This is a genomic window from Sinorhizobium glycinis, assembly GCF_001651865.1.
In the GTDB taxonomy this organism is placed as follows: Bacteria; Pseudomonadota; Alphaproteobacteria; order Rhizobiales; family Rhizobiaceae; genus Sinorhizobium; species Sinorhizobium glycinis.
Genome location: NZ_LPUX01000051.1, coordinates 14829 through 25624, shown reverse-complemented (window position 1 = coordinate 25624; position 10796 = coordinate 14829). Strand labels below are relative to the sequence as shown.

Here is a 10796-nt window from a genome sequence, read left to right as displayed (position 1 = left end):
CCATGCCGCTCGACGACATCAACAAGGGCTTCGAACTGATGCATTCCGGCGAAAGCATCAGGAGCGTCGTGGTCTACTGAGGTCTCAACGGGAGTGTCGGGGCGCCGGATCGAATTTCCGGCGCTTTCCGTCCTGCGGAGAAGTTTATCGCGATGATCTATGTCGATGCCGACGCATGCCCGGTGAAGGCGGAAATCCTCAGGGTAGCCGAGCGCCATGGCTTCGAAGTCACCTTCGTCGCCAATTCGGGCCTGCGGCCCTCCCGCGACGCCATGGTCCACAATGTCATCGTATCGGCGGGCTTCGACGCTGCGGATAATTGGATTGCCGAGCACGCGGGCGAAGGCGATATCGTCATCACCGCCGACGTGCCGCTTGCCGGGCGCTGCGTCGCTACGGGCGCACTCGTCACCGGCCCCACCGGCCGTGTGTTCGACCAGACGAATATCGGGCTTGCTTCGGCAATGCGCGACCTCGGGGCGCATTTGCGAGAGACCGGCGAAAGCAAGGGCTATAATGCCTCTTTTACCGGGCGGGATCGCTCTGCCTTTCTCGAAACTCTTGACCGGCTCTGCCGTCGGGTCAAAACGTGAGGCCCGGAACGGCAGCGTGAGCGGCAAATGACATCAAAGACCCGGCTGAGACATTGGCCATTTTACCTGGCGCTTGCCGGTGCCCTTCTCAGTGCGCCGCTTGGGCATGTGCTGTTTCGCGCCGGGGGGATCGAGATCGCCGCCATCGTCTTCTTCTGCATCTACCTGACCATCACGGCCTTCCGGCTGCCGAAACTCACCGGAAGTTACCTAGAGGCAAATGCGCGCGATACCGGCGAGCCGGAGCCGATCATCTTTCTTGTGACGTTTTTGGCGGCCGCAGTATCGCTGGCGGCGCTGTTCATCGCGCTCGATCGCGCCGACGGCGGCGGCGCGATCGAATTGATCCTCGCCTTCGCCTCGGTCACGCTTGGATGGGCAACCATTCACACGATGGCGGCGCTGCATTATGCGCATCTATACTGGCTCGCCAACCGTCGTGCCAATGGCGGCGACCCGGCGTCGCGCGGGCTGGCCTTTCCGGAGACGGACGCGCCCGGCGGCTATGATTTTCTCTATTTCGCCTTCGTCATCGGCATGACCGCGCAGACCTCCGATGTCGCTATCACCACGACGGCGATGCGACGCGTCAACCTGATGCATGCGGTTGTTTCGTTCTTCTTCAACACGGTGCTCGTCGCAGCCGCGGTCAACGCCGCGGTCCAGCTTGCCGGCGGCACGCCATGACTACAGGGAGCATTCGATGAAAATCATCTCGCAGAACACCGCCTTTGGCGGCATGCAGGGCGTCTTCGCCCACGAATCGAAGGCCTGCAAGGGCGAAATGACCTTCGCGGTCTATGTGCCGCCGCAGGCGACGAGCGAACCGCGCCCGGTCGTCTGGTATCTTTCCGGCCTCACCTGCACCCATGCCAATGTCATGGAAAGGGGCGAATACCGCCGCATGGCCTCGGAACTCGGACTGATCGTCGTCTGCCCGGATACAAGCCCGCGCGGGGTCGACGTTCCGGACGAGCTGACGAACTGGCAGATGGGCAAGGGTGCCGGCTTCTATCTCGATGCGACGCAAGAGCCCTGGGCCGAGCACTACCGGATGTACAGCTACATCACCGAGGAACTGCCGGTCCTGATCCGCGAACAGTTCCGCGTCGACATGGACCGGCAGGGCATCTTCGGCCATTCCATGGGCGGCCATGGCGCGATGACCATCGCCCTCAAGAACCCCGGTCGCTTCCGGAGTTGCTCAGCCTTTGCGCCGATCGTCGCGCCATCTTCCGCCGACTGGTCGGTCGGCGCCTTCGAGAAATATCTCGGCGCTGATAAAGCCGCCTGGCGGAGATACGACACCTGCGCGCTGGTCGAGGACGGGGCGCGCTTCCCGGAGTTCCTGATCGATCAGGGCAAGGCGGATGGCTTCCTGGATAACGGTCTCAGGCCGTGGCTCTTCGAAGAGGCTGTCAAGGGCACGGGGATCGGCCTGACGCTTCGGATGCACGAGCGCTACGACCATTCTTATTATTTCATCTCGACCTTCATGGACGATCACCTGAAGTGGCACGCCGAAAGGCTCGGCTGAAACGCCCGTCGCTGGCGTTGAAGAGTCTTGCGTCAGGATGCCGGCTGGAAGCGCGGCCGGCCGGTAGACTCGATCACGCGCACGCTCGATTCCGCAAGGCCGTGATGGCCTTCGGTGTCGATTACGAGATGCCAGTGCGCGGTTTCCGGGATTGTCATCCGCAGAGGCGATTTCCGCGCCACGCCGCCGAAGAACTGGTGCTTCAGCGTTTCCGTGTAGCGCGTGAAGTTGACATCTGTCATCAGGCGAACATTGGCGACGGCCGACAGGGTGATCTCGATCCGCGTGCCGGCCCTTTGGGCGTTGAGATCGTAATGCGTGTAGTTCAGGGCTTGCTTGGCCATCGCCTTCGACCGGGACATATACATATATAAGATATCGCGCACGATAGTAGCGTTGTGCACTTAACGAATGGTGTTGTGTTCTCCTCCCCGCACTGGCCCTGATGGCCGCAATGGTCTAAAGCCACCCCTTGAAGAACTGGAAGCGGATCGCGGCAGATGTCAGGCATAGAACACAGGCAGGTGGACGGCGACGAGGCGGGCATGCGCCTCGACCGCTGGTTCAAGGTGCATTATCCGGGCTTGGGCTTCGGGCCGCTGCAGAAGCTGCTGCGTTCAGGCCAGATCCGCGTCGACGGCGCGCGGGCGAAATCCGACACGCGCGTCCAGCCTGGCCAGACGATCCGCGTTCCGCCGCTCGGTGTCGACGCGAAGGATACCAAATCGGGCCCGATCGGCGGGCGGGACCTGCGCCATTCGTCCGATGGAGAACTTCTGTCGCGCATGGTGCTCCACGAGGATGCCAAGGTCATCGTCCTCAACAAGCCGGCCGGCCTCGCGGTCCAGGGCGGCTCCGGCGTCAGCCGGCACATCGACAAGATGCTCGAGGCCTGGACGAACCAGAAGGGCGAAAAGCCGCGCCTCGTCCATCGTCTGGACCGGGACACCTCCGGCGTGCTCGTCATTGCCCGGACGCGTGGCGCGGCGCAGCAGCTGACGGCCGCCTTTCGCGAGCGCGACACCAGGAAGATCTACTGGTCGCTGGTCAAGGGCGTTCCGCGCAAGCGCGAGGACCGTATTTCCACCTGGCTGGTCAAGGAGCAGACGCCGGACGGCGACCGGATGCGAATCGCCAAGCACGGCGACGAAGGTGCCGACCACGCGATCTCCTACTACCGGATCATCGAGCAGGCCGGCCAGAACCTCGCCTGGCTGGAAATGGAACCCTATACCGGCCGGACGCATCAGCTCCGCGTCCACGCCGCCCATATCGGCCACCCGATCATCGGCGACCCGAAATATTTCGAAGCGGACATCAACTGGACCTTCCCCGGCGGCATCCAGAACCGGCTGCACCTGCACGCCCGCTTTATCGACATCCCGCATCCGAACGGCGGCCGCCTGAAGATTACCGCACCCCTACCGCCGCATATGGTGCAGAGCTGGAACCTGCTCGGCCTCGACGAGAACGCCGCCGGCGAGGACGACTGATGAAACTGGTGCTCTTCGATTGCGACGGAACGCTGGTCGACAGCGCCGGCCTCATCCATGAGGTGATGAGCCGCACCTTCGAGGCGTTCGATCTCCCCCGGCCGGAGGCGCAGGCGACGAGGGCGATCATCGGGCTGACGCTCGACATCGCTATCGCCCGGCTGTTGGGCCAGCTTCACGTCGACCCTCGCGCCACCGCGATGACGACACATTACAAGGCCATATTCAGCTCGGTACGCAGTGAGCAGATCTTTCAGGAAGCGCTGTTTCCGGGCATTGCCGAGATGGTGCAAGTTCTGGCCGGCCGCGACGAGGTGCTGATCGGCGCCGTGACCGGCAAGTCGAGACAGGGCCTCCGGCACATCGCCGCGACCCACGGCTTCGACAAGCTCTTCTTCGTCTCGCGCACGGCGGACGATTGCCCGTCGAAGCCGCATCCGGCCATGGTGATGGAGTGCTGCGTCGAGGCAGGCGTCGACCCGAGTGACACGATTGTCATCGGCGACGCGATCTACGATATGCAGATGGCAAAAGCGGCCGGGGCCGGCGCCCTCGGCGTTTCCTGGGGTTATGCCAGTGTTCCGGAGCTGATCGAGGCCGGCGCCGACCACATCGCCCGAGTGCCGGCAGACATCATCGAGTGGATGGAATTGAACCATGCCTGATATTCGCGACGATTTGAGCGGCGCACTCAGCCACGAGGATCCGGTGCGCCGCGCCCAGATCCAGATGCAGAAGCCGCTGCCAAAGCGGTTCTACAAGACCGTCGGCATCGCTGAGGCCGAGGGCGGCGGTCACGCAGTGCTTCTCGACGGACGGCCCGTCCGGACGCCCGCAAAGCGGCCGCTCGCCGTCCCGACGCTCAAGCTCGCCGAACTGCTCGCCGCCGAATGGGACGCGCAGGCCGAGATCATCGATCCTTCTGCCATGCCGCTGACCCGAATCGTCAACACCGCCATCGACGGCGTGGCGCTCGACCAGCGCGCGGTCTTCGACGAGATCGTGCGGTTCGCCGGCAGCGACCTTCTTTGCTATCGCGCCGACAGCCCCGCCGGCCTCGTGCAACGGCAGAACGAAATCTGGAACCCGGTTCTCGATTGGGCCGCCCAATCGCTCGGGGCCCGCTTCATCCTTGCCGAGGGCGTCATCCATCAGGAACAACCGCACGAGGCGATTTCGGCCTATGCGGAAGGGGTGCGCGCCTTTGCGACGCCGCTCGGCCTTGCCTGCCTGCACACCATCACCGCATTGACCGGATCGGCACTGCTGGCGCTCGCGTTCGGCATGGGGCGACTCTCGGCGGAAGACGCCTGGTCGGCCGCCCATGTCGACGAGGACTGGCAGATCGAACATTGGGGCACCGATGAGGAGGCCTTCCAACGGCGCGAGAGCCGCTGGAAGGAAATGCAGGCGGCGACTGCGGTGCTCGACGCGTTGAAATAGGCACGGAGCGCAGGTGTCGAGGACAGTTGGGCACGATTGCCCCCTCACCCAGTCCCTCTCCCCGTAAGAACGGGGAGAGGGACTGGGACGTCGCCGCGAGTCCCCTTCGCCCCGCCTGCGGGGAGAAGGTGGCCGGCAGGCCGGATGAGGGGCGAATTGCCCGTATCTGAGCCTCAAGCCGCGAACTTCAATCCGGCAATACCGGCGACGATCAGGCCGATGCAGCCGAGGCGAACGGCCGTCGCGGGCTCGGCGAAGAGAACAATGCCGAGCACCACGGTGCCGATCGTGCCGATGCCGGTCCAGATCGCATAGGCCGTGCCGAGAGGCAGTGTGCGAACGGCAATTCCAAGCAGGACGACACTCAGGATCATCGAGCCAACCGTCAGCACGGTCGGCGTCAGCCGCGTGAAGCCATCCGTGTATTTAAGACCGATTGCCCAGCCGATTTCGAGAAGGCCGGCGAGAAGCAGAGTGAACCAGGCCAATTCAGGCTCCTTCAACTGGAGCGAGGCCGTCCCCGCGGGTGTTCGGGTCGATCAGGATCGCGCCCGTGCAGCCGTCTGCATCATCGTCTCTCTGCCACAAGCTCATATGTGCGGCAAGCGGCCGGGCGGCAAACCTGCCCTGCCTCACCGGCACGGCTCGTCATGAATTCCGCTCGCGCCGGAGTTTCGCCCACCACTCGAGCCGCTTGCGAATGTCCCTTTCGAAGCCCCTCTCTGGAGGATCATAGAAGGTTTTCCGACCCATCTTCTCTGGGAAGTAATCCTGCCCGGAAAAGGCATCCGGCTCGTCGTGGTCGTAGCGATAGCCCTCGCCGTAGCCCTCGCCCTTCATGAGCTTGGTCGGGGCATTGAGAATATGCTTCGGCGGCAGGAGCGAGCCGTTCTCCTTGGCCGCGCGCATCGCCCCCTTGTAGGCGGTATAGAGCGCATTCGATTTCGGCGCCGTGGCCAGATAGACGCAGGCCTGCGCCAGTGCCAGTTCCCCTTCCGGCGAACCGAGGTAGTCGTAGGCGTCCTTGGCGGCGTTGCAGATCACCAGCGCCTGCGGGTCGGCAAGGCCGATATCCTCGATCGCCATGCGCACCAGCCGCCTGCCGATATACAAAGGATCCTCGCCGGCATCGAGCATGCGGCAGAGATAGTAGAGTGCGGCATCCGGGTCTGAGCCGCGAACCGACTTGTGAAGCGCCGAAATCAGGTTGTAGTGGCCGTCCTGGCTCTTGTCGTAGACAGGCGCGCGGCGCTGGACGATTTCCCGCAGCGCCTCGGAATCGAAAATCTCGTCCTTGCGCGCTGCCCGCCAGACCTCTTCGGCAAGCGTCAGCACCGCCCGGCCGTCGCCGTCCGCCATGCGGATCAGGCTGGCGCGGGCGTCCTCGTCGAGCGGCAACGGCTTGCCCTCGGCCTGTTCCGCGCGCTTCAGGAGTTCCTCGAGGCTCGCCTCGTCGTGCGGCTTGAACGTCAGCACCCGCGCCCGCGAAAGGAGCGCGGCATTGAGCTCGAAGGACGGATTCTCCGTAGTGGCACCGACCAGGATAACCGTCCCGTCTTCCATGACCGGCAGGAAACTGTCCTGCTGGGCGCGGTTGAAGCGATGAATCTCGTCCACGAACAACAGCGTCTGCCGCCCCGACATGCGCCGGGCACGGGCCGAATCAAAGACTTTCTTGAGGTCGGCGACGCCGGAAAAGATCGCCGAGATCTGCTCGAAGGCGAGGCCGGCTTCCCCCGAAAGCAGACGGGCGACGGTGGTCTTGCCGGTACCTGGCGGTCCCCAGAAGATCATGGAGCCGAGCGAGCCCGAGGCGATCATTCGTGTCAGAGCGCCGTCCGCGCCGGTCAAATGTTCCTGCCCCGTCACCTCGGCAAGCGTTCGCGGCCGCAGCCGATCGGCAAGCGGTCTGGCCGAGGCCATCTCCGGTGGCTCAATTGGGGAAAACAGATCGCTCATCGGAAGAACTGTCGGATAAGCTGGCCGTCGCGCTCGATCTCGACGCGCCAGAACGAGGCGTCTTCGGCAACGACGCTTTCCAGCGTTTTCGAGTTGTCGATCGGCGTTCCATTGACGGATCGTACGATATCTTTCGGTTCGAGGCCAATACGCGCCGCGGGCGAGCCGCGATTGACTTCGGTGACGACGACGCCCTGCAGCGACGTCGGCATGCGCAGCTCGTCGGCGAGGCGCGGCGAAAGATTGGCGACGACGGCGCCGGCAAAGGGGTTCCTCCCCTCGATCAGCCGTTCGTCGCGCGGCGCGGTTTCCGGTGCTCGCTCCAGCTTCAGGGTGATGTCGTGCGCCTCTCCGTGTTCGGTAACCGTAACCCGCGCCTCATGGCCTATGCCGACGGTCGTCAAACGGTAACCGAGCGCATCCGGGTGCTCCACGGGTACGCCGTTGACGGCCGTGACCACCTGTCCCGGCTTCATGCCGGCGCTCGCCGCCGGCCCGCCCGGCTGGACAGCCGCCACCAGTGCGCCCCGGGCACGATCAAGCCCGAGCGCGTCTGCGACATCGGAGGTGACCGGCTCGAAGGTCGCGCCGACGAAGGGGCGAATGAAGGAGCCGTTACCACCCTCGGCGGATGCGACGAAGACCTTGACCAGGTTTGCCGGGATCGCGAAGCCGACGCCGTTCGAGCCACCGCCCCGCGAGAAGATCGCGGTGTTGATGCCGATCAGTTCACCCTTCATGTTGATCAGGCCCCCGCCGGAATTTCCGGGATTGATTGCCGCGTCGGTCTGGATGAAGAAACCGAAATCACCGTTGGAGATCTGGTTGCGGGCAAGCGCGGATACGATGCCGCTGGTCACCGTCTGACCCACGCCGAACGGGTTGCCCATCGCCAGCACCAGATCGCCGACTTCCACCGCGTCGGAATCACCGATCGGGACGATATCAAACGGACCATCCGCCTCGATCTTGAGGACCGCGAGATCCAGGCGATCGTCCTTGAGGACGATCTTGCACGGGTACTCACGCCCGTCGGCGAGCGCCACCTTTATGTCGTCGGCGCCCTCGATGACGTGATTGTTGGTAACGACGATACCGTCGCGACGGACGATCACGCCCGAACCGAGAGATGACTGCTTTTCCGTCCGGTTCGGCATGCGCTGACCGAAGAACTCCTCGAAGAAAGGATCGCCGGCGAAGACCGATCGCCGCTCGACGGCACGCTCGGCATAGACATTCACCACGGCATTCGCCGTCTGCTTGACCAGCGGCGCGAAGGAGAGCTGCATTTGCGTGTGGGATTGGGGGACGGTCTTGACGTCCTGCGCTGCGGCCGGTGCCGACATGGCAATCGCAAGAACAAGAGCCGGCAGGGCTCGACGGCCAAAAATCATGAAGCATTCTCCCTTGGTTGCCGCTAGTTCAGATAGGATTTCGCAACAAAAAAGGCAAACGCGAGGCTGCCGCTCGGTGATCAAGCACGCTCGCGATTTCAGCCGTCTTTTCGGGATTTTGCCGCGGCCCTTCCATGAAATTTTCGCGGCGCTTTTTCCCACTCACGCGCCGCGCACGAAAACGTGGTCTCCCCCATCTTTCCCAGTGATCGAATCTCTGGTCATCTTGGCTGAACCTACCTTTCAGTCCTTGTCGAGGAAGCACCATGCCCGCCTACCGCCCACCGCGGATCGCCGCATCCGAAATCACTCCGGAGCGCTTCTTCCTCGATCGTCGCAGCTTTCTCGCCGCCGCAGGCGGCCTTGTTCTCGGTGGAGCGAGCGTGGCTCACGCGGCGGAGCTCAAGGCTTCTGCCAGCCCCTTCAAGGTCGATGAGGCCCTGACGCCCGAAAAGGACGTCACCAGCTACAATAATTTCTACGAGTTCGGCACGGGAAAGGGCGACCCGGCCGCCAATTCGGGCGGCTTCAAGCCGACCCCCTGGAGCGTGAAGGTCGACGGCCTCGTCGGCAAGCCCAAGGAATTCGGCCTCGAGGAACTCCTCGCCTTACCTCTCGAAGAGCGAACCTACCGGATGCGCTGCGTCGAGGCCTGGTCGATGGTGATCCCCTGGATCGGCTTCTCGCTGGCCAACCTCCTCGACAAGGTCGAACCTCTCGGCAGTGCCAAGTATGTCGCGTTCGAAACCGTGGTGCGACCTGAGGAAATGCCCGGCCAATCCGGTTACTTCCAGCCGCTGCCCTGGCCCTATCGAGAGGGCTTGCGGCTCGACGAAGCACGCCATCCCCTGACGATTCTCGCCGTCGGCCTCTACGGCAAGACCTTGCCGAACCAGAACGGCGCACCGATACGGCTGGTGGTCCCGTGGAAATACGGTTTCAAGGGAATCAAGTCGATCGTCCGCATCTCGCTTACCGAAACCGCCCCTCCCTGTACCTGGAACCTCGCCGCCCCGGATGAATACGGCTTCTATGCGAATGTGAACCCGGCGGTCGATCACCCACGCTGGAGCCAGGCAACGGAAAACCGCATCGGCGAAGGCGGGTTCTTCGGTTCCAACCGCCGCGACACGCTTCCCTTCAACGGCTACACCGAAGACGTCGCCGGGCTTTATGCCGGCATGGACCTCAAGGTAAACTTCTGATCATGGCCGCCATACCCCTCTTGCCCAAGCGCTTCCACGGCCCCTCCGTCTGGGCGCTCTACGCGCTGGGCTTCATCCCCGCGGCATTGGCATTCTATCTCGGCGCCACCGGCCAATTGCCTGGCAATGCAGTCAAGGAATTCGAGCACCTGCTCGGCCTATGGGCGCTGCGCTTCCTCGTGGCGACGCTGACGATCACGCCGCTTCGCGATCTCTTCGGCCTCAACTGGTTGAGGTACCGCCGCGCCCTCGGCCTGCTCGCCTTTTACTACGTGCTGATGCACTTCACCGCCTACATGCTGCTCGACCAGATGCTGCGCATCCCAGCGATCGTCGCCGACATTGCCCGCCGGCCTTTCATAACGATCGGCATGGCGGCCCTCATCATGCTGATCCCCCTGGCGCTTACTTCGAACAACTGGTCGATCCGCAAGCTTGGCCAGCGGTGGAACAAGCTGCACCGGCTCGCCTATGTGATCGCCGCCGCCGGCGCGCTGCATTTCGCGATGGCCGTCAAGGTCGTGGGACCGAAGCAGATGCTCTACATTTTCCTCGTCGCGCTGCTGCTTGCCTGGCGTGCGGTGCGAACGCCCTTCCTGCGCTGGAAGAGGCAACGGACTGCAGTGACGCGATCCCATCCCGCGACGCAAAAAGCGGCCGGGTGAAACTCACCCGGCCGCTCCAATTCGGTTGGGAAGCTACCCTGATTAGGCTGCTTCAGTTGCTTCCGCTTCAGCGGCGACGCGAGCGCGGTCCTTCGCGCCCTTGGCATCGACGTCGCGGTCAACGAATTCGATGACCGCGAGCGGGGCATTGTCGCCCTGGCGGAAGCCGGCCTTCATGATGCGCAGGTAGCCGCCGTTGCGGGTGGCGTAGCGCGATGCGATCGCATCGAACAGCTTCGAGACGACGGCAACGTCGCGGATCTGCGAGATCGCCTGGCGGCGGGCATGCAGGTCGCCGCGCTTGCCGAGCGTGACGAGCTTCTCGACGATCGGACGGATTTCCTTGGCCTTCGGCAGGGTCGTGACGATCTGCTCGTGCTCGATCAGCGACGCCGCCATGTTGGCAAACATCGCCTTGCGGTGGCTGGCGGTTCTATTCAGCTTGCGGCCGGCTTTACCGTGGCGCATGGCTAGTCTCCTTTACTTGCAGGCATCCGCCTGCAGTTT

Annotated in this window: 13 protein-coding genes; 8 read left to right on the top strand and 5 right to left on the bottom strand. The window is 63.6% G+C overall.

What is annotated here, in order from left to right; all coding sequences use genetic code 11:
- Positions 1-152 precede the first annotated feature (152 nt).
- Genes AU381_RS04785 through fghA form a run of 3 tightly spaced genes read left to right on the top strand, consistent with a single transcriptional unit; the run spans position 153 to position 2130 of the window.
- Entirely contained in the window at positions 153-593 is a 441-nt protein-coding gene (locus AU381_RS04785) for a YaiI/YqxD family protein (protein ID WP_064240665.1), read from the top strand.
- A gap of 27 nt (positions 594-620) precedes the next feature.
- Entirely contained in the window at positions 621-1280 is a 660-nt protein-coding gene (locus tag AU381_RS04780; RefSeq protein ID WP_064240664.1) for a DUF1345 domain-containing protein, read from the top strand.
- A 16-nt stretch (positions 1281-1296) separates the two neighbouring features.
- A complete protein-coding gene (gene fghA, locus AU381_RS04775; protein ID WP_064240663.1) occupies positions 1297-2130 on the top strand; it encodes an S-formylglutathione hydrolase in 834 nt (277 codons plus the stop codon).
- Positions 2131-2162: 32 nt separating this feature from the next.
- Here fghA and AU381_RS04770 read toward each other — a convergent pair whose 3' ends face one another.
- Positions 2163-2474: a DUF1883 domain-containing protein gene (locus tag AU381_RS04770; RefSeq protein WP_064240666.1), complete on the bottom strand. Its 312-nt coding sequence runs from the start codon at positions 2472-2474 to the stop codon at positions 2163-2165.
- Positions 2475-2630: 156 nt separating this feature from the next.
- Here AU381_RS04770 and AU381_RS04765 point away from each other — a divergent pair, with 156 nt between their 5' ends.
- Genes AU381_RS04765 through AU381_RS04755 form a run of 3 tightly spaced genes read left to right on the top strand, consistent with a single transcriptional unit; the run spans position 2631 to position 5066 of the window.
- Positions 2631-3623, top strand: a complete 993-nt coding sequence (locus AU381_RS04765) for an RluA family pseudouridine synthase (RefSeq protein WP_064240662.1) — start codon at positions 2631-2633, stop codon at positions 3621-3623.
- Positions 3623-4288, top strand: coding sequence for an HAD-IA family hydrolase (locus tag AU381_RS04760; RefSeq protein WP_064240661.1), 666 nt, complete (start codon positions 3623-3625; stop codon positions 4286-4288). Before AU381_RS04765 ends, AU381_RS04760 begins: the two co-directional genes overlap by 1 nt.
- Positions 4281-5066, top strand: coding sequence for an ATP12 family chaperone protein (locus tag AU381_RS04755; RefSeq protein ID WP_064240660.1), 786 nt, complete (start codon positions 4281-4283; stop codon positions 5064-5066). The genes AU381_RS04760 and AU381_RS04755 overlap by 8 nt, the downstream gene beginning before the upstream one ends.
- A 173-nt stretch (positions 5067-5239) precedes the next feature.
- On the opposite strand, the gene sugE is transcribed toward AU381_RS04755, so the two are convergent.
- From sugE to AU381_RS04740, 3 genes are all read right to left on the bottom strand, one after another.
- Complete coding sequence (gene sugE, locus AU381_RS04750) at positions 5240-5554, bottom strand: quaternary ammonium compound efflux SMR transporter SugE (protein WP_064240659.1); 315 nt, start codon at positions 5552-5554, stop codon at positions 5240-5242.
- A gap of 160 nt (positions 5555-5714) precedes the next feature.
- Positions 5715-7025, bottom strand: coding sequence for a replication-associated recombination protein A (locus AU381_RS04745; RefSeq protein ID WP_064240658.1), 1311 nt, complete (start codon positions 7023-7025; stop codon positions 5715-5717).
- On the bottom strand, positions 7022-8419 hold the full coding sequence (locus tag AU381_RS04740; RefSeq protein WP_064240657.1) for a DegQ family serine endoprotease: 1398 nt from the start codon (positions 8417-8419) through the stop codon (positions 7022-7024). Before AU381_RS04740 ends, AU381_RS04745 begins: the two co-directional genes overlap by 4 nt.
- Positions 8420-8685: 266 nt before the next feature.
- Between AU381_RS04740 and msrP the strand changes: the two genes are divergently transcribed.
- Together msrP and msrQ are read left to right on the top strand one after the other, a co-directional pair.
- Positions 8686-9624 carry a protein-methionine-sulfoxide reductase catalytic subunit MsrP gene (gene msrP, locus AU381_RS04735; protein ID WP_064240656.1) on the top strand — a complete coding sequence of 313 codons (939 nt, stop codon included), beginning with the start codon at positions 8686-8688 and terminating at the stop codon, positions 9622-9624.
- 2 nt (positions 9625-9626) lie between these two features.
- Positions 9627-10289 carry a protein-methionine-sulfoxide reductase heme-binding subunit MsrQ gene (msrQ, locus tag AU381_RS04730; protein WP_064240655.1) on the top strand — a complete coding sequence of 221 codons (663 nt, stop codon included), beginning with the start codon at positions 9627-9629 and terminating at the stop codon, positions 10287-10289.
- A gap of 42 nt (positions 10290-10331) precedes the next feature.
- Here msrQ and rplQ read toward each other — a convergent pair whose 3' ends face one another.
- Positions 10332-10757 (bottom strand): 50S ribosomal protein L17, encoded by a 426-nt coding sequence (rplQ, locus tag AU381_RS04725; RefSeq protein ID WP_064240654.1) that lies wholly within the window; start codon positions 10755-10757, stop codon positions 10332-10334.
- Positions 10758-10796 lie beyond the last annotated feature (39 nt).